The sequence below is a fragment of the Asticcacaulis sp. P2_B1 genome, from assembly GCF_056404915.1.
Window position 1 is genome coordinate 466,924 of the sequence record NZ_JBFUDD010000003.1, and the last position, 18,051, is coordinate 484,974.

General features: G+C 61.8%; 14 protein-coding genes. 13 read left to right on the plus strand and 1 reads right to left on the minus strand.

Going from position 1 to position 18,051, the window contains the following annotated elements:
• Positions 1 to 118 precede the first annotated feature (118 nt).
• The 4 genes from ftsH (at position 119) to ftsA (ending at position 5,244) form a co-directional block, all read left to right on the plus strand.
• The gene (gene ftsH, locus AC1DX3_RS11285; RefSeq protein WP_476989378.1) at positions 119 to 2,005 is read left to right on the plus strand and encodes an ATP-dependent zinc metalloprotease FtsH; all 1,887 of its coding nucleotides are present in this window, start codon (positions 119 to 121) and stop codon (positions 2,003 to 2,005) included.
• 199 nt (positions 2,006 to 2,204) lie between these two features.
• The gene (locus AC1DX3_RS11290) at positions 2,205 to 2,690 is read left to right on the plus strand and encodes a DUF1203 domain-containing protein (protein WP_476989379.1); all 486 of its coding nucleotides are present in this window, start codon (positions 2,205 to 2,207) and stop codon (positions 2,688 to 2,690) included.
• A 203-nt stretch (positions 2,691 to 2,893) separates the two neighbouring features.
• Positions 2,894 to 3,829 (plus strand): cell division protein FtsQ/DivIB, encoded by a 936-nt coding sequence (locus AC1DX3_RS11295; protein WP_476989380.1) that lies wholly within the window; start codon positions 2,894 to 2,896, stop codon positions 3,827 to 3,829.
• 20 nt (positions 3,830 to 3,849) lie between these two features.
• Positions 3,850 to 5,244 carry a cell division protein FtsA gene (ftsA, locus tag AC1DX3_RS11300; protein ID WP_476989381.1) on the plus strand — a complete coding sequence of 465 codons (1,395 nt, stop codon included), beginning with the start codon at positions 3,850 to 3,852 and terminating at the stop codon, positions 5,242 to 5,244.
• A gap of 15 nt (positions 5,245 to 5,259) precedes the next feature.
• Here ftsA and AC1DX3_RS11305 read toward each other — a convergent pair whose 3' ends face one another.
• Positions 5,260 to 6,273 (minus strand): glycoside hydrolase family 53 protein, encoded by a 1,014-nt coding sequence (locus tag AC1DX3_RS11305; RefSeq protein ID WP_476989382.1) that lies wholly within the window; start codon positions 6,271 to 6,273, stop codon positions 5,260 to 5,262.
• A 361-nt stretch (positions 6,274 to 6,634) separates the two neighbouring features.
• Here AC1DX3_RS11305 and ftsZ point away from each other — a divergent pair, with 361 nt between their 5' ends.
• The 9 genes from ftsZ (at position 6,635) to AC1DX3_RS11350 (ending at position 18,051) form a co-directional block, all read left to right on the plus strand.
• Complete coding sequence (gene ftsZ, locus AC1DX3_RS11310) at positions 6,635 to 8,350, plus strand: cell division protein FtsZ (protein ID WP_476989507.1); 1,716 nt, start codon at positions 6,635 to 6,637, stop codon at positions 8,348 to 8,350.
• Positions 8,351 to 8,660: 310 nt separating this feature from the next.
• On the plus strand, positions 8,661 to 9,554 hold the full coding sequence (gene lpxC, locus AC1DX3_RS11315; RefSeq protein WP_476989383.1) for a UDP-3-O-acyl-N-acetylglucosamine deacetylase: 894 nt from the start codon (positions 8,661 to 8,663) through the stop codon (positions 9,552 to 9,554).
• A gap of 142 nt (positions 9,555 to 9,696) precedes the next feature.
• Positions 9,697 to 10,545, plus strand: coding sequence for an outer membrane protein assembly factor BamD (locus tag AC1DX3_RS11320; RefSeq protein WP_476989384.1), 849 nt, complete (start codon positions 9,697 to 9,699; stop codon positions 10,543 to 10,545).
• Between the two features lie 193 nt (positions 10,546 to 10,738).
• Positions 10,739 to 12,463, plus strand: a complete 1,725-nt coding sequence (locus tag AC1DX3_RS11325) for a DNA repair protein RecN (RefSeq protein WP_476989385.1) — start codon at positions 10,739 to 10,741, stop codon at positions 12,461 to 12,463.
• 27 nt (positions 12,464 to 12,490) lie between these two features.
• A complete protein-coding gene (locus tag AC1DX3_RS11330) occupies positions 12,491 to 12,760 on the plus strand; it encodes a hypothetical protein (RefSeq protein ID WP_476989386.1) in 270 nt (89 codons plus the stop codon).
• A 35-nt stretch (positions 12,761 to 12,795) separates the two neighbouring features.
• The gene (gene ligA, locus AC1DX3_RS11335) at positions 12,796 to 14,877 is read left to right on the plus strand and encodes an NAD-dependent DNA ligase LigA (protein WP_476989387.1); all 2,082 of its coding nucleotides are present in this window, start codon (positions 12,796 to 12,798) and stop codon (positions 14,875 to 14,877) included.
• 88 nt (positions 14,878 to 14,965) lie between these two features.
• Positions 14,966 to 15,622 carry a response regulator transcription factor gene (locus AC1DX3_RS11340; protein ID WP_476989388.1) on the plus strand — a complete coding sequence of 219 codons (657 nt, stop codon included), beginning with the start codon at positions 14,966 to 14,968 and terminating at the stop codon, positions 15,620 to 15,622.
• Entirely contained in the window at positions 15,619 to 16,974 is a 1,356-nt protein-coding gene (locus AC1DX3_RS11345; protein ID WP_476989389.1) for an ATP-binding protein, read from the plus strand. Before AC1DX3_RS11340 ends, AC1DX3_RS11345 begins: the two co-directional genes overlap by 4 nt.
• Before the next feature lie 81 nt (positions 16,975 to 17,055).
• Positions 17,056 to 18,051, plus strand: coding sequence for a YncE family protein (locus AC1DX3_RS11350; protein ID WP_476989390.1), 996 nt, complete (start codon positions 17,056 to 17,058; stop codon positions 18,049 to 18,051).

Consider the following 18,051-nt stretch of genomic DNA (forward strand, 5'->3'; position numbering starts at 1 on the left):
ACCGGCTGCAAAGTCCGGTGGCGGAACGGTGAAACCCTCCCTATATGGGTGAACGAAGTCATTTGATGACCCCGCGGAGGGGTTGGCCCCCCAAAGGCCCTATTGAGGATTGATACGCATGAACCTGCGTTCCATGGCGATTATCGGCGTTGTCCTGACGGTATTGCTCGGCATCTACATCTATATGCAGCAAATCAAGCCGGGCGGTTCGCTCAGCGAAGGTGCGCCGAAAGAAATGATCTATTCCGACCTGCTGACCGCGGTCAACGGCGGCAAGGTCAGCGAAATTGTCATCCACAACGACGACGCCACCGGCAAGCTGTCCGACGGCAAGACCAAGTTCCACGCCACCATCCCGAGCTATGAGCACAAGGATCTGGACAGCGCGCTGCTGGCCAAGAACATCAAGACGACCTATCAGTCGAGCCGAACCTCGCTTCTGATGAGCATCATCTCGACCCTGTTGCCGGTCGTGCTGATCATCGGTATCTGGATATTCTTCATGCGCCAGATGCAGGGCGGCGGCCGCGGTGGCGCCATGGGCTTCGGCAAGTCGAAAGCGCGCCTCCTGACTGAACACAAGAACCGCGTCACCTTCAACGACGTCGCAGGCGTCGAGGAAGCCAAGGAAGACCTGCAGGAAGTCGTCGACTTCCTCAAGGATCCGTCGAAATTCCAGAAGTTGGGCGGCAAGATCCCCAAGGGCGCTCTGCTGGTTGGCCCTCCGGGTACCGGTAAGACTCTTCTGGCGCGCGCTGTCGCGGGTGAAGCCGGGGTGCCTTTCTTCTCGATTTCGGGCTCGGACTTCGTTGAAATGTTCGTCGGTGTCGGCGCCTCGCGCGTCCGCGACATGTTCGATCAAGCCAAGAAGAACGCGCCGTGCATCATCTTCATCGATGAAATCGACGCCGTCGGCCGCCACCGCGGCGCCGGCCATGGCGGCGGTAACGACGAACGCGAACAGACGCTCAACCAATTGCTGGTCGAGATGGACGGCTTCGAAGCCAATGAAGGCATCATCATGATCGCCGCCACCAACCGTCCCGACGTCCTCGACACCGCCCTGCTGCGTCCCGGCCGTTTCGACCGCCAGGTCGTCGTGCCGAACCCCGACCTGGTCGGCCGCGAAGCCATTCTGCGCGTGCACATGAAGCCAGTTCCCCTGGCCGTCGATGTCGACGTCAAGGTCATCGCGCGCGGCACGCCGGGCTTCTCCGGCGCCGATCTGGCCAACCTGGTCAACGAAGCCGCCCTGATGGCCGCCCGTAAGGACCGCAAGCTGGTCACCATGCGCGACTTCGAAGACGCCAAGGACAAGGTCATGATGGGCGCCGAGCGCAAGTCGATGGCTATGTCCGAAGACGAAAAGAAGAACACCGCCTACCACGAAGGCGGCCACGCCATCGTCGCGCTGAAGACCCCCGAAGCCGATCCGGTTCACAAGGCCACCATCATCCCGCGCGGCCGTGCATTGGGCATGGTCATGCAACTTCCGGAAGGCGATCGCTATTCGCAGAACTTCGTCCAAATGACCTCGCGTCTCGCCATCCTGATGGCCGGCCGTGTCGCCGAAGAACTGATCTTTGGCAAGGAAAAGGTCACCTCCGGCGCTTCGTCGGATATCCAGCAAGCGACCAAGCTGGCCAAGGCCATGGTCACACGCTGGGGCTATTCCGACGAACTGGGTTTTGTCGACTATAAGCAAGGTGAAGACGAATATGGCGCCCTGGGCCGCGACACCTCCGAAGCGACCCAACAAACCATCGACGCCGAAGTCAAACGCCTGGTCAAGCAAGGCTATGACGACGCCAAGCGCATCCTGACCGAAAACCTCGACGGCCTGCATCGCCTGGCCAAGACACTTCTCGATCTCGAAACCCTGACCGGTGACGAAATCGCCAAGATTCTCAACGGCGAAACCATCGTCCGCGACGAAGAAACGGGCGTCGCCAAGGAACTGTCGTCCAACCTGGCGGTTCCCGAGACCGAGGTCGCTGCGGAGTAACTGCAGGGGTGTTTAAAAAGCAAAAGGGCGGATGGAAAAGGCTCCATCCGCCCTTTTACTTTTAAGGGCCTCCGGCGGCCAGGGTCCAAGGACCCTGGACCCGAAACTGATGAGCGAGGATGCCGGCATTTGATCGCAAGAACCGGAGCGCGCGGTTACGACAGATATGGGACAAGGGATCAACGCAAAGGAGTGTCCCATGTTTCAAGTTATCGCCCTGAAAGCCCAGGATTTCGCCCCGTTGTTCGCCTTGTCCGAAGACGAACTGAAAGTCCGCAATATCGTTCGTGACGTTGCCGCCAACAAGCCCGGATATCCCTGCCGGGTGTCGTTGCAAAATGCCGAGGTCGGTGAGCGCGTCCTGCTACTGAACTACGAGCACCAGCCGGCCAATTCACCGTTTCGTGCCAGCCACGCCATCTATGTCCGCGAAGGGGCTGAGACGGCCGAACCCCAAGTCAATGAAATCCCCGAAGCGCTCGCCGTATCGCCCATGCTGTCGGTTCGCGCTTTCACCTGGGATGGAATGATCCACACCGCCGAACTGACGCCGGGCGCCGATGCCGCCGGGGTTTTCAGCGATCTTCTGGACCATGACGACGTCGCCTATTTGCACGCCCACTATGCCAAATACGGCTGTTTCGCTGCCAAGATCGTCAGGGCGAACCAAGCGGAGGTTGCATAATTTGCGTCGGTCTCCCACTTGCCGAAGGTTTTTATGGTTGCTGAAAGCTTACAAAAAACCGATTCGTTATCACTCTGTTAAGGACGTTCTGGCTTTTATAGGCGCTTAACCAGCCAGGGTCTCCGCCAACTGCACGCGTCTTCCGGCGACACGTGTGCTGCGGTCGCGTTTCCCCCTGTGCTCTCTGAGTTCTGGAGATGCCTATGCCCGCCGTTGTTCGTGGTGGCCGCCGCCAAACAACTGCAAAGGGTCCGGATGCCGCCCCCGCGAACGGGAAGGCCGCGCCGGCCAAGCGCAGCGCCGCGCCGAAAGGCCGTGGCGGTGTGCGCAAGACGGGCGCGCCCGGCAAGTCCGCGGTTATCGGCTCGATCCATATGCCCAACGAATTGACGGCCTGGTTCGCTGTCTTCGTGATCGCCGGCCTCCTGGCCGTCGTTCTGTTTACCGGCCATCGCGCCCAGGCCCTGGGCCAGGTCTTCACCAATTTCGCCGATAACCGCATCGCCTCGGTCGGGCTGAAGCTGCAGAATGTCCGTCTCGTCGGTGTCAGCGATATCGCGGCGCCCGACATCAAGAAGGCGATGAAGTTCACCCGCGGTCAGCCGCTGGCCCTAATGGATCTGAAGCAGGTTCAGGCCGATATCGAAAGTGTCGGGTGGGTCAAGGAAGCCAGTGTTCGCCGTCAATTCCCGGGGTTGCTGATCGTTACGGTCGTCGAGCGTCCGCGTCTGGCCGTTTGGCAATATCAGGGCAAGAACAGCGTCATCGACGATCAGGGCCACGTCATCCCCGAAGCCGCCGCCAGCAAGTTCCCCGAACTGCCCTATATCGTCGGCGAAGGCGCCAATGAGGTCGCTCCCGACATCATCGAATTGATGCAGGCGCGCCCAGCCCTGATGCAAAAAACCTATGCCCTGCAACGTGTCGACACGCGACGCTGGAACATCCTGTTAAAGAACGGCGCGGTCATCAAACTGCCGGCGCTGAACCAGGACCAGGCCATGCTGAAGCTCGACGCTCTGATCGCCCAGCAACGGGTGCTGGACCAGGGGCTCGCCGAAATCGACCTGCTCGATCCCAATTCCCTCGTCGTCGTGCCGCTTGAAGCGCACGGCGCCGCCGCTACGCCCTCCACCTGAGTCTGACAAAGTAGAAACTCATGTCCAGATTTGAAGACCGTCAAAACGCCAAGCTCAACGCGATTCCGCCCCAGGATCGTTCCGTGGCCAAAAGCGCGCGTCCGATGCAGGCGCCGGCCGAGCCGGGCCGGGCCGTCGTCACGTCGGGGCTGATCGCTTCGCTTGATCTCGGCGCATCCAAAATCGGCTGTTTCATCATGCGCCCGGAAGGCGCGCGCCATGCCGATCAATCGATCCGCGTCGCTGGCGTTGGCTATGTTCAGTCCAAGGGCGTCCGCGCCGGCTCGATCATCGATATGGAAGCCGCCTCGCAAGCCATCGCCCAGGCCGTCGAACGCGCCGAGGCCATGGCCAATGTCTCGATCCAGGGCGTGCGCGTCACCGTGCCGGGCGCTCAGACGGCTTCGCACCGCGTCTCGGCCCAGGTGTCGCTGGGCCTCAAGCCGATCTCCGACGCCGATCTCAACCGCACCATCGCCTCGGCCCTGGCCCAGGTCCGCTTCCCCAACCGCCGCGCCATCCACCTGCTGCCGGTGTCGTGGAGCGTCGACGATCAGCACGGCGTACGCGACCCGCGCGGTCTCAATGGCCGTAGTCTCGGCCTCGAACTCCTGGTCGTGACGATCGACGAAAGCGTCTTCAACAATATCATCCAGTGCGTCAGCCAGGCCCACCTCGAGGTCCAGGCTATCGTTTGTGCCCCCCTGGCTTCGGCCGTGGCCGCGCTCGAAGAAGACGAAAAAGAGCTGGGCTGTATCTGTATCGACATGGGCGCGTCGAGCACGACGGCGGCCATCTTCGCCAACGGCACCCTGGTCCACGTCGATTGCCTGAATGTCGGCGGTGGGCATGTCACGGCCGATATCGCCCGCGGCTTGTCGACCACCCTGGCCGGCGCCGAACGTATCAAGACCCTGCATGGTTCGGCCATCGCCTCGGCCAACGAAGACCGCGAAACCGTCGAAGCGCCACCACGCGGCGACGACCGGGGCGGGGCGCCCATCACCGTGCCGCGCTCGATTCTCAAAGGTATCATTGCGCCGCGCGTCGAGGAAACCTTCGAACTGCTGCGCGAAAAGATCAAGGCTTCGGGCGTCCATATCGAACCCGGCGCGGGTATTGTCCTGACCGGCGGCGCCTCGCAACTGGCCGGCGTCCGTGAGTTGGCTATCCGCGTCTTCGACCGTCCGGTCCGCCTGGGCAAGCCCATGCGCGTGCCGCATCTGGGCGACGCCGCCGCCGGACCGTCCTTTGCCTCGACGGCAGGCGTTATCCTGCGCACGCTCTATGGTCCGCGCGATGTCGTGCCGGTGAAGAAGATCATGACGGCCAAGATCGGGCCCAACCACGCGCCCTCCGGTCATCATGGCAATATCGTCACGCGTATCGTCGACTGGCTGAAGAGCAATCTGTAATCGGCGCTTGCCTAATCAGTGCTTGAAAGCATCCATCGCGGCCGTGAACTTGCCGTCCTTGCCCAACGCGCTCAGCGGATAATGGCTCCAGCCCTGGGCGCCATCGGGTTCCCAGTAAAACACGCCCTGACCGTTCGCGCCTAAAGCCTGGTTGCGTGCGATGACATCGCTCAGCATGGCCTTGGCATTGACCGGATCGTCGTACTGATAACCCGTCTCGACGATCATGACCGGTTTATTATAGCGCGCCACCATGTCGGTCATGGTCTCACCGATCATCGGATTGGTGACGTGCCAATCCTTGGCGTCGCTCCAATAGGGATAGTAGGACAGGCCGATAATATCCATCTTGCCGCCATCGGCGATGAAGTTGTCGAAGAAATAACGGCAACCGGCGTCGTTCCAGCCATTGTCGATATGGATGATCACCTTGGCGTCGGGATAGACCGATTTCACCGCGTCGTAGCCGGCATTGGTAAAGGCCGCCATATTGGCGAAGTGGCGGGCGTCGCCGTCCGGCCACAGCAGGCCGTTACGAATCTCATTGCCGACCTGGACCCAGGCGACGTCGACGCCGTTGTCCTTGAGATAGGTCAGGACGTCGGCCGTATGGGCGGCGACATCGTTCGTCAATTGCGCTACGTCGTGCTTCACCCAGGCCTTGGGCTTGATTTGCTTGTTGGGATCGGCCCAGTCGTCGCTGTAATGGAAGTCGAGCATCAGCTTCTGGCCCTGGGCGGCGGCGCGTTTCGCCTTGGCCAGTAGGTCGGCCTTGCCGTTCCAGCCGCCCTTGGGGTCGACCCAGACGCGCAAGCGGATGGCGTTGATGCCAGTGTTTTTCAGTAGTACGAAGGGATCGGCGGCCTTGCCGTCCTGATCGCGAAAGACGATGCCCTCGGCTTCTTCCTGCGTCACCCAGCCGACGTCGGCGCCATAGGCATAATCGCTCGCCGGCGTTTGAGCGGAAGCATACCCGCAGGCGAAGGTGAGCAAGCCGGCAAGGGCGAGCGGGATCAATGATTTGGCCATGGTTTCCTCCGGGTGGGCTCAGGTCTTAGTTGCCTGGTTCGGATTTTAATTATCATACAATATCGCGCGTTGGCAAGGCCGTCCGCCGGCAATCTTGTTTTAACCAAGGTTAATATTGTTTCCCCCGTTACGGGAAAAACGCAACCGCCGTGACTCATTCTTGACTCACTCGCCGGTTAGAAAGTCACAGTTTGGTAATCTCTGTTAAAAAATCTTACCAAAAGCACTTCAATTTCACCCGACTCAAGTTATCCGGTAACCAATCGTTAAGCATATTCGTCGTTCCATGGTTCTCTGCATTCGGGGGTCTGGGCGTTCGCTGAGCTCCTCAGGAGAGATCATGAAAGGTTGGCTTGATCCCATGGCTATTCATCTTTCTGCGCCACGCGCAACAGAACTGAAACCCCGTATTGTCGTCTTCGGCGTCGGTGGCGCCGGGGGCAATGCCGTTAACAACATGATCGAAGCCGGTCTTGAGGGCGTCGAGTTCGTTGTTGCCAATACGGACGCGCAGCAATTGCAGTTTTCGCGTACCGAAGCCCGCGTCCAGCTGGGCGCCGGGGTGACGCAAGGCCTTGGCGCCGGCGCGCATCCCGAAGTCGGCATGAACGCCGCCGAAGAATCCTTCCCGGAGATTTCGGAGCACCTCGAAGGCGCTCACATGGTCTTCATTACGGCCGGCATGGGCGGCGGCACCGGTACAGGTGCGGCGCCGATCATCGCCAAGTGCGCCCGTGAACGCGGCATCCTCACGGTCGGCGTCGTGACCAAGCCCTTCACCTTCGAAGGCCGTCATCGCATGCGTCTTGCCGATGCGGGCATCTCCGAGCTGCAACGCTATGTCGATACGCTGATCGTCATCCCGAACCAGAACCTGTTCCGCATCGCCAATGAGCGCACCACCTTCGCCGAAGCCTTCGGCATGGCCGACCAGGTGCTGCACGCCGGCGTCCGTTCCATCACCGACCTGATGGTTCTGCCGGGCCTGATCAATCTCGACTTTGCCGACGTCCGTTCGGTCATGGCCGATATGGGCAAGGCGATGATGGGTACCGGTGAGGCATCGGGCGAAGACCGCGCCCTGCTGGCCGCGCAAAACGCCATCCAGAACCCGCTGCTCGACGAAACCTCGCTGAAGGGCGCCAAGGCCGTCCTGGTTAACGTCACGGGCGGACTCGACATGACCCTGCATGAAGTCGACGAAGCCGCCAACGCCATCTCGTCCGAAGTCGATCCCGAAGCCAATATCATCTTCGGCGCCGCCTTCGATCCGAACCTGGAAGGCAAGCTGCGAGTCTCGGTCGTCGCCACCGGCATGGACGGCGTCGCTCTGCAGATCCCGCTCAACACCGTCAATACGGTCAAGACACCGACCGCGCCTGCGCCGACCTTCGGCCTGGGTTACAACCGTCCCGAACCGGCTCCGGCGCCCCGCCCGATCGTGGCTGAAACGCCTGCCGCGCCGGCCCCGGTCCAGCACCCGACTGTGCAATCGGTCGCCCCGCAGCCCGAGCCCGCTCGTCCTGCCGCACCGGCGCCTGTAACGCCGACGATGACCGCGCCCCAAGCGCCGGCCCGTTCGTCGTTGTTCGAGGAACGGGCACCTGTCGCACCGGCACCGGCACCGGTTGCCGAAGAGCCCCGTATTGTCAGCAAGATCGTCGATCCCATGGTCGAGGATGATAACTTCATCGCCCCGGCTGCCGCTACGCCGGCCCCGGAAGCCCCGGTTGCTCGCCCGGCACCGACGATTTCGCGTCCGAACCCCTATGCTTCGCCTATGCAGCCGCCGGTCCAGCGTGCGCCTTCGCCGTCGCAGCCGGCCGCTCCGCGTCTCAATACCGAGGAAGAGGGGCGTGAATCCTTCTGGCGCGGTTTGTTTCCGCAACGTCAGGCCTCGCCGATGACCCCGATCGCTCAGGCGCCGGAGCCCACCGTCGCCGACGAGCCCGATCGCTATGTCCCGGCCGCTCCGAAGTCGAATCTCAACCCGCAAACGCGCGCGGTCGAACAGCCCTCGATGGAGGCGGAAGACGATCTGGAGATCCCTTCTTTCTTAAGGCGCCTCGCTAACTGATGTCGTAACGCGTTAGCCTTAGGGCGCCGAGAGCAAATTCTAAGAGACCTAAATCCGGACGGGGCACGCCTTGTCCGGATTTTTGTTAAAAGCGCCTTGAAAGCGCCGTAAATTCGGTTGCGGATTTCGGGTGCAGTGCACCCTTAAACCCCTTTTAAGCAAGGCGTTACAAACGGAAATACAAGTTCGTTTGTTATCAAACCCCGAAAAACTTATAAGTGAATGCGGGCCAGAAATGCGCCCGCGTTTTTTATGCTTGGCACTAAGTCAGGCAGCGTTTTTTAATCGGCGTCAAGCGTAGGTTAGCGTTATGGTAATGGATCAAAACGAACAGACTTTGTCCCGCGTGGCCATCATGGCCGGCATGGGTCTGCACACGGGCGTAACCGTGCGTATGGTCGTGCGTCCCGCTCCGTCCGGCACCGGCGTTGTCTTCGTGCGTTCCGACATCACCGATCGTGACAACCGCGTGCCGGCCCTGGCCCATTACGTCACCCAGACCCGCCTGGGTACCGTCATCACCAACGAAGCCGGCGTCTCCGTTTCGACCATCGAACACGTCATGGCCGCCTTTGCCGCGCTAAGCGTCGACAACGTCTATGTCGAGCTCGACGGCCCCGAAGTGCCGATCATGGACGGGTCCTCTCTGCCGTTCGTGCAACTGCTCGATCAAGCCGGGTTCCGCCGTCAGGTCATGCCGCAGCAGGTCATCGAGATCCTCAAGGCGGTCGAAGTTGTCGAAGGCGACAAGCGCGCCTCTCTGACCCCGTCGGACCGCTTCGAGGTCCGCTTCGATATCGACTTCCCCGGCACGCCGATCGGCCATCAGTCGGTGGACCTGGTCATCACCGAACAATCCTTTCGCGACGAATTGGCGGCGGCCCGCACCTTCGGCTTCCTGGATGGCGTCGAAGCCTTGCGCGCGGCGGGCCTGGCCCGCGGTGGCTCGCTCGACAACGCCATCGTCATCGACGGCGATCACATCATGAACGAAGGCGGCCTGCGCTTCGTCAATGAGTTTGCCCGTCACAAGGCACTGGACGCCATCGGCGATCTCTACGTCCTGGGCATGCCCATTCTTGGCCGCTTTGAAGGAATCCGCGCCGGACACGGCCTTAATAATGCCCTTGTTCGTGAACTATTGTCGCGACCGGATGCCTACCGCATCGTCACGCGCGGCACCGATCTCGCGGAAGTCGGCTAACCTACGAACCGCTCCGCGGATTCCGGTTGGCGTGGCGTTTGACCTCGTGTAGATGTATCCCAGAACCGATCAATGCATCGTCAAGGTGCCATCAAAAGGGTTATTCGTGCGCGTCGTGGGGCTTCTTAAGACATCTGCTATTGTGATCCTGTTGGCGTCGGCGTCGACGCTGGCCTTGACCGGCTGCGCGGGTAAGCCAAAGACCGAACACCTGGTCTACGAAGAACGTCCGGTCGAGCTCCTGTACAATACAGGCATGGAAAAGCTCGATCAGAAGAACTGGACCGATGCCGTCGCCTATTTCGAAGAAGTCGAGCGTCAGCACCCCTATTCGGAATGGTCGCGCCGCTCGATCGTCATGTCGATCTATGCCGACTATCAGGCGGGCCACTATGTCGAAGCGACCACCGCGTCGGATCAGTTCATCCACCTCTATCCGGGCAGCGAACTGACGCCATACGCCTATTACATGAAGGCCATCTGCGCCTTCGAACAGATCGTCGATGTCGGCCGCGACCAGGCCTATACGGCTTCGGCCCAAGGCCTGCTGCGCGACGTCATCCAGCGCTACCCCAATACCGAATACGCCAAGGACGCCCGCGTCAAGCTCGACATGGTTCAGGACCAGCTGGCCGGCAAGGAAATGGATATCGGCCGCTGGTATCTCAACGACAACCAGCCCCTGGCCGCCATCGGCCGCTTCAAGACGGTCGCCAGCGATTTCCAGACCACCAGCCATACGCCCGAAGCCCTGTATCGTCTGGTTGAAGCCAACGAGATGATGGGCCTGCACGTCGAAGCCAAACGCGATGCCGCGGTCCTGGGCTACAACTATCCGGGCGACCGCTGGTACGCCGCCGCCTACAAGATGCTGACCGACAAGGGTAATGTCGTCGACATCAAGCCGGATCCCAATGGCGCCAAGGGTCCCGAAGCCCAGGATCCCAAGAAGAAAAAGGGCTGGCTGAGCTTTATGAAGCCTAAGGCCTAGCCCAGGGCCAATGGGCTCCGGGGGCGCCTAGCCTTGGAACCATTACTGACGCTCGGCGAGGCAGGTTCACGAATTCGATGGCAAACCCGCTGCTCTCGAATTTCTTCACGTTCTCGAAATGTTCTTGTCGTTTTACAAGAAACAGGCTTTAATGTCGGCGACCTGACGTCCGAGTCGTTTACGGGAATTGCCTGTGCTTATCCGCCTCACCATCGCCGATGTCGTCCTTGTTGACCGACTTGAACTGGACATCCTGCCGGGCCTCAGCGTCCTGACCGGTGAAACCGGCGCCGGCAAGTCCATCCTGCTTGATAGTTTAGGTCTGGCCACAGGCGCCCGCGCCGATGCCGGTCTGATCCGCGCTGGTGCCAGTCAGGCCTCGGTGACCGCCGAATTCGACATCCAGCCGGCCCATCCGCTTTACGATTTCCTCGAAGACAAAGGCCTGGCGGTCGCGCCCGGCGAAGCCTTGCTGCTGCGCCGCGTCGTCACGCGCGACGGCCGCTCCAAGGCCTATGTCAACGATCAGCCCGTCAGCGTCGCGGTGCTCAAGGCGCTGGGTGACAGCCTGCTCGAAGTCCACGGCCAGCACGAAACGGTCGGCCTGTTGGATGCGCGCTCGCACCTCGGCATGTTGGATACCTATGGCGCGACGGCGCCGGAACTGGCTCGTGTCACCGAAGCCTGGAAGACGCTGAAGGCACTGAAGGACGAACAGCGCGATGTGCTGAAGCGCGCCCAGGGCGACAAGGCGGAACTGGAAACCCTGACCCTGCGTTTGCAGGAGCTGGACCGCCTCAATCCCGGTGCCGACGAAGAGGCCGAACTGGCGTCGGAACGCGCTTTGCTTGGCGCATCCGAACGGGCGTTGGAAGACATTACCGAGGCCCGCGACGCCGTCGGTGGCGATGCCCTGTCGCAACGCCTGGCCAAGGCCTTCCGCGCCCTCGATCACGCCCGTACCCGCGCCATGCAAGCCGGCGCCACCAGCGACCACAACGCCTTGAAACGCCTGACGGCGGCGGCCGATGCACTCGACCGCACACTGATTGCTGCCGACGAGGCCCTGGCCTTGATGGACCAGGCGGCCGACAGTCTCGATGTCGAGCCGGGCAAGCTTGATCGGGTCGAGGAGCGTTTGTTTGCGCTTCGCGCCATGGCGCGGAAACTGGGCGTGTTGGTCGAGGATCTGCCCAAAGAACGCGTGCGCATCGCCCGTGCGCTGAACCAGATCGAAGACCTCGACGCCCATCTGGCGCGCCTGGCCGCCGCCATAGCCACGGCGCAAACCGCCTTCAATGCGGCGGTAGAGACCCTGCGCGCCCGCCGCCATCAGGCTGGTGACGCCTTGGCCGCCGCGGTCATGGCCGAACTGGCGCCGCTCAAACTCGACAAGGCGCGCTTCCGTGTCGCTTTGCGTGAGCTGGAGCCGGAACGTTATGGCGCGCTCGGCGGCGACGCTGTCACTTTCGAGGTCAAGACCAATCCCGGCGCAGAATGGGGTGGGTTGGCCGTCATCGCCTCAGGCGGTGAACTGGCACGCTTCGCCCTGGCGCTCAAGGCGGCCCTGGCCGGCCGCAACACCGGCAACGACAATATGGCGTCACCCGTGATGATCTTCGACGAAGTCGATCAGGGCGTGGGCGGCGCCGTTGCCGACGCCGTCGGCTTGCGCCTCAAGAAGTTGGCGCAAAACTCCCAGGTCATCGTCGTTACCCATAGCCCGCAGGTGGCGGCGCGGGGGGATCAGCACCTGAAGGTGTCGAAGAATATGGTCGGGGAGGGGGTGCGTTCGACCGTGGCCGTGCTCGACCCGGCCGAAGCCCTGGAAGAGCTGGCGCGCATGCTGTCCGGCGCCGAGGTTACGCCCGAAGCCCGGGCCGCGGCTATTCGTCTGAAGGCGGCGGAAGCTGTCTAAAACGCGTATTTTGTGTTAATATGTGTCATGCGGTTCGTTCTGCGCCACATCCTGTTCTTCTTCATCCAGTTCGCCGGCGCGTTCGTGGTTGTGTTGGGCGCATGCATCACCTGGACCCTCTATCACCATGGCTGGGCTTATCGCCTGACGCCGGAATATAATGACGATCTGCACCTGTTCATAAAGGTCGGCCTCGTGATTGCGTCTCTGTTCAGCCTGATCCTGCTTTGCTATCACATGACGCGTAAATCCCTTGACGGTCCCGACGACTGGAACAGCACCGACAATTACGGCTGATTCCGGCGGGACCTGAGACGCACAAAAAGGCCTTCATGACACTCGACGACGCGCGCGCCCTGCACACCGAACTCGCCGCCCAGATTCAGCACCATCGCGACCTCTATTATAACGAGGAAACGCCGGAACTGACCGACGCGGACTATGACGCGCTTGAGCAGCAATTGCGCGCGCTTGAAGCCGATTTCCCCGAGCTCAAGACCGCCGACAGCCCGACCGAAACCGTCGGCGCACCGACCTCGGCCAAGTTCTCACCGGTCGTCCACGGCATCCCCATGTTGTCGCTCGATAATGCTTTTGCCACGGACGACATCAGCGATTTCGAGGATCGCATTCGCCGTTTTCTGAAGATTCCCGCCGATGAGGCGGTCGCCTTTGCCGCAGAGCCCAAGATCGACGGTTTGTCGTGCAGCATCCTCTATGTCGACGGTGTATTGACGCGCGCGGCGACACGCGGCGACGGCCGAACCGGCGAGGAAATCACCGAAAACGTCAAGACGATCAAGGACATCCCGCACAGATTATCGGGATCTGGCTGGCCCAACCGCATCGAGGTCCGCGGCGAGGTCTATATCCCGCTAAAGGCCTTCGCCGAAATGAATGCCAGGGCCGAGGCCGACGGCACCAAGACTTATGCCAATCCGCGCAACTCGGCGTCCGGTTCATTGCGCCAACTCGACGCCTCCATCACGGCGTCGCGGCCGCTGCACTTCTTTGCCTATGCCTGGGGTGAGGTCAGCGATCCCGCCTTCGTCACCACCCAGTCCGAAGCTCTGGAAAAGTTCCGCGAATGGGGTTTCGCGGTCAATCCCAATTCGGTCCGTGTCGAGGGCGCGCAAGGTTTGCTCGAAGTCTATGATCGCATCCAGAAGGGGCGCTCGCATCTTGGCTACGATATCGACGGCGTGGTCTATAAGGTCGACCGTCTCGACTGGCAGCGCCGCCTGGGCTTCGTGTCGCGTTCGCCGCGCTGGGCCATTGCCCACAAATTCCCTGCCCAGCAAGCCCTGACCCGGCTGACCGCGGTCGATATCCAGGTCGGCCGCATGGGCACCCTGACGCCTGTCGCGCGGTTGGAGCCGATCAATGTCGGCGGCGTCGTCGTCACCAATGTCACCCTGCATAATGCCGACGAGATCGAACGCAAGGACATCCATATCGGCGATATGGTCCGCGTCCAGCGCGCCGGCGATGTCATTCCCCAGATCGTCGGTGTCGAGCTGGCCGAACGCCCGGCCGGCGCCGTCAAATACGAATTTCCCCAAATTTGCCCGTGCCCGCTCAAGACCGAGGTCGTGCGTGAAGCCAATATGAAGGGCGAAGACGGCGTGGCGCGCAAATGCAGCGGCGACCAGGCCTGCCCGCACCAGCGTGTCGAATATCTCAAATATGTCGTGTCGCGCCGTGTGCTCGATATCGAAGGCCTGGGCGAAAAGCAGCTGCAGAAATTCTACGAAGAAGGGTTGATCAAGGAACCCGCCGATATTTTTACTCTACAGGCGCGCGATAAGCAGTCCCTGACGCCGCTGCGCAATCGCGAAGGCATGGGCGATCTGTCGGCGAAGAACCTGTTCGACGCCATCGAAGGCCGGCGGGAGCTACCGCTGGAGCGCTTTATCGCCGCGCTCGGCATCAAGCATGTCGGCGAGACGACGGCGAAACTGCTGGCGCGCGCTTTCGGTTCGGAACGGGCTTTTCACGACACCATGGTGGCGGCCGCGGAAGGCGACGAAACCGCGCGTGACAGCGTCGAGCACCTCAATCAGGTCGGTCCGGTCATTGCCGCCTCAGTCATCAGCTATTTCGCCCACCCGTATCAGCGCGGCCTCTATGAGCGCCTGCTGGAACAGGTGCATGTGCTGGATGCCGAGGCCGTGGCGTCAGAATCGAGCGTGTCGGGCAAGACCATCGTCTTTACTGGCGCGCTGGAAAAGCTGACACGCGACGAAGCCAAGGCCCAGGCCGAACGGTTGGGCGCCAAGGTGTCGGGCTCGGTGTCGAAAAAGACCGACATCGTCGTTGCCGGCCCGGGCGCCGGCTCCAAGCTGAAGACGGCGACCGAACTTGGCATCACGGTGATGACCGAGGACGAATGGCTGGCCCTGGTGGAAGGATGACCTGTGACGGACTTTCGGCCGTCAATTCAGTTTGCCTTCAGATTGGACCTTTAAAGGCCGATGTCATCCTCGCGGCGTGGCGGCTCTGATGCGAATTCTCCTGGTTGAAGACGATGACTTGCTGGGCCAGGCCCTGAGGACCGGGCTGGCCCAGGTCGGCTACACGCCCGACTGGCTGCGCGACGGCGAAACGGCCCAGGACGCCCTGAGGGCCAATAGCTATACCGCCGTCATTCTCGACATCAACCTGCCGGGCATGTCGGGTCTCGATGTGCTGAAGGCCTTGCGCACCGAGGCCGATCTGCCGGTGATCATCATGACGGCGCGCGACGGTCTGGACGCGCGCATCGAAGGGCTCGACCTCGGCGGCGACGACTATATCGTCAAGCCCTTCGCGCTTGGCGAGCTGCTGGCTCGGCTGCGCGCCGTCTGCCGGCGCAGCCAAGGCCGCTCGCAGGCTCTCGTCACACATGGCGATATCGAACTCGATACGGCCGCGCGTTCGGTCAAGAAAGCCGGGATGTGGATCAAGCTGACGGCGCGAGAATACCAGATACTAGCCTTGCTGATGGAACGTACCGGCCGAATCTTTAGCCGCAGCGAAATCGAGGAACAGGTCTATAGCTGGGACGGCGACGTCGAAAGTAATACGATCGAGGCCGCCATCTATACGCTGCGCAAGAAAATCGGCCGCGACCTGATCACGACCATCCGTGGCGTCGGCTATGTGGTGAACGCTCCATGAGACGGCCCTCGCTTACCCGTCAACTCCTGCTCGGTATTGGCATTCCCTTCGTCCTGGTCGTCGTCCTGGCCGGGGTCATCACCTATTTCACCTCACAGGATGAGATATCCGAGGTCTATGACTCGCAGATCATCACCTCGGCGCAACAGCTGTGGGTGCTGACGCGCAATGACGACGATCTGAAGGATCTCAGCATCACGGGCAAGGACAGTCATTTGTCGCCGGCCGACCAGGACGCGTTGGAAGATTATGGCCGCTGGCGCAGTTTTCAGGTCTGGCGTAACGGCCATCTGGTCATGCAATCCGACAACGGCCCGAAGGCGCCGGGGCCCGGCACCGTGTCCGGCTTCAAGACCGTGCGCACCGAGGGTCGGTCGTGGCGGGTCTTTACCTTTATCGTGCCCAAGGACGGTATCGTCGTCGAGGTCGGCGAAAGGCTAACAGCACGGCGCGTCATCAGTCGGCGTATCGTCATGGGCGTTATCTTGCCGCTGATCGTCGCCTTGCCGTTGGTTCTGCTGGCCATCTGGCTGGGTATCCGCTGGGGATTGCGCGACCTGCGCCATTTCGCTACCGCCGTGCATGCCCGCTCACCCTATGATCTGTCGCGCGTCGGTAGTGAGGCCACGCCAGCCGAGATCGCCCCGGTCGCCGAAGCCATCGATCAGTTGCTCACCAAGCTCGAGCGCTCATTAGCCCAGGAACGCCTGTTCACCGACAATGCCGCCCATGAATTGCGTACGCCCCTGGCGGCGCTGGGCCTGCAGGCCGAGGTCATCCGCAACGCCAAGACGGCGCGGGAACGCGATCCCATGCTGGATGAGATGAGCAAGGGAGCGCAACGCGTGTCGCGCCTGCTCGACCAGCTTCTGACCCTGGCACGGGTCAGCCATACCGCGGTCGAGCTGACGCCGGTCAATCTCTATCAGGCCGCCGGCGAGGCCATCCGCGACGCCTATCCCAAGGCTCAAGGGAAAGGCATCGACTTGTCTCTGGATGGAGACGAGAGCGCAGTCATTGCCTCCAATCGTGCGCTGCTGGCTATTTTGATCGGCAATATCCTCGACAATGCCATCAAATATTCGCCGCCGGACACTGCCGTCGAGGTCACGGTCCCGGCGAAAGACGGCGCGGTCACCCTGACGGTACGCGACCATGGCCCCGGTATCCCTGAGGCCGAGCGCGACAAGGTCTTCGCCCGCTTCTACCGGCTGAAAGGACGGACCGAAAGCGGAAGCGGCCTGGGTCTGTCCATCGTGCGATCTCTGGGCGAGCTTCTGGGCGGCGAGGTCACGCTATTTACACCTGAGGATAATCGGGGACTCGGGGTAACGGTGCGTTTCAGCGGATAAAAATCGCCGCGCCCGGGCGATTTCAGTTTCGTTTCAGTTTGGCCCTTTATGACGGCTGCCAGACAATCAGGAGTCCGTCCGATGAAATATTTCGCCGCCGCATCCCTTCTTGCCCTGCTGGCCTGTGCCCCGGCCATGGCTGGTGAGACCGGGCTGAAGGTCGTCAACACCATCAAGATCGGTGGCACCGGCGGTTGGGATTACGACAATGTCGATCCCGTCCTGCATCGTCTTTATGTCACGCATGGTGCCAGCATCGCCGCCGTCGACCTGACAACCGGAACGGTGACGCAGCATCTGACCGATGCCAACGGCGCCCATATCGCCCTGCCATTGGACGGCGGCCGGACCTTGCTGCTCACCCAGGGCAGGACCAATACGGCCAGCTTTATCGACGCCCTGACCGGCGCGGACTTGGGCGACATCTCCACCGCCAGCAAGCCTGACGGCGCCATTTTCGATCCGGCCACCGGCCAGGTTTTCGTCCTCGACAATGAAGGGGCCGAGATCGACGTGTTGGATCCGCAAAAGCGCACCCTGGCGGCCAAGATCGCGGTGGCCGGCGCGCCCGAAAGCGGTGCCGCCGACGGCAACGGCCTGCTCTATACACATCTGGAAGACAAGAACGCCATCGTCGTCATCGACACCCGTGCCATGGCCGTCAAGGCAACCTACGCCATGCCAGATTGCGAGGGACCATCCGGCCTGGCCCTGATCAACGACCAGCACCTCATCCTGTCTGCCTGCGACGGTAAGGCCCGTGTCACCGACGCTCTAACTGGCGCCGAAGTCGCCCTGCTGCCGACCGGCGATCATTCCGATGGCGCGCTCTATGACGACAAGGCCAAGCTGGGCTATATCCCCTGCGGCGACGGCACCCTGACTGTGATCAGTTTCGACGGCGCCCCCCACGTCGTCGACACCATCACCACCAAAGCCGGCGCCCGCACGGCGGCACTCGATCCCGACACGGGCGTAATCTACCTGCCGACGGCCGATCTGGGACCGATCGATCCCGCGACCAACCGCCCGGCCATCATACCCGACACCTTCGCCGTTCTGGTGGTCGGCAAATAG

What these genes read in the sequence shown, in the direction of transcription:
- AC1DX3_RS11345 (WP_476989389.1), top strand. Translation starts at nt 15,619, where the DNA reads ATGAGACGGCCCTCGCTTACCCGTCAACTCCTGCTCGGTATTGGCATT.
- AC1DX3_RS11340 (WP_476989388.1), top strand. Translation starts at nt 14,966, where the DNA reads ATGCGAATTCTCCTGGTTGAAGACGATGACTTGCTGGGCCAGGCCCTG.
- ligA (WP_476989387.1), top strand. Translation starts at nt 12,796, where the DNA reads ATGACACTCGACGACGCGCGCGCCCTGCACACCGAACTCGCCGCCCAG.
- ftsZ (WP_476989507.1), top strand. Translation starts at nt 6,635, where the DNA reads ATGGCTATTCATCTTTCTGCGCCACGCGCAACAGAACTGAAACCCCGT.
- AC1DX3_RS11350 (WP_476989390.1), top strand. Translation starts at nt 17,056, where the DNA reads ATGAAATATTTCGCCGCCGCATCCCTTCTTGCCCTGCTGGCCTGTGCC.
- ftsH (WP_476989378.1), top strand. Translation starts at nt 119, where the DNA reads ATGAACCTGCGTTCCATGGCGATTATCGGCGTTGTCCTGACGGTATTG.
- lpxC (WP_476989383.1), top strand. Translation starts at nt 8,661, where the DNA reads ATGGTAATGGATCAAAACGAACAGACTTTGTCCCGCGTGGCCATCATG.
- ftsA (WP_476989381.1), top strand. Translation starts at nt 3,850, where the DNA reads ATGTCCAGATTTGAAGACCGTCAAAACGCCAAGCTCAACGCGATTCCG.
- AC1DX3_RS11290 (WP_476989379.1), top strand. Translation starts at nt 2,205, where the DNA reads ATGTTTCAAGTTATCGCCCTGAAAGCCCAGGATTTCGCCCCGTTGTTC.
- AC1DX3_RS11330 (WP_476989386.1), top strand. Translation starts at nt 12,491, where the DNA reads ATGCGGTTCGTTCTGCGCCACATCCTGTTCTTCTTCATCCAGTTCGCC.
- AC1DX3_RS11295 (WP_476989380.1), top strand. Translation starts at nt 2,894, where the DNA reads ATGCCCGCCGTTGTTCGTGGTGGCCGCCGCCAAACAACTGCAAAGGGT.
- AC1DX3_RS11305 (WP_476989382.1), bottom strand. Translation starts at nt 6,273, where the DNA reads ATGGCCAAATCATTGATCCCGCTCGCCCTTGCCGGCTTGCTCACCTTC.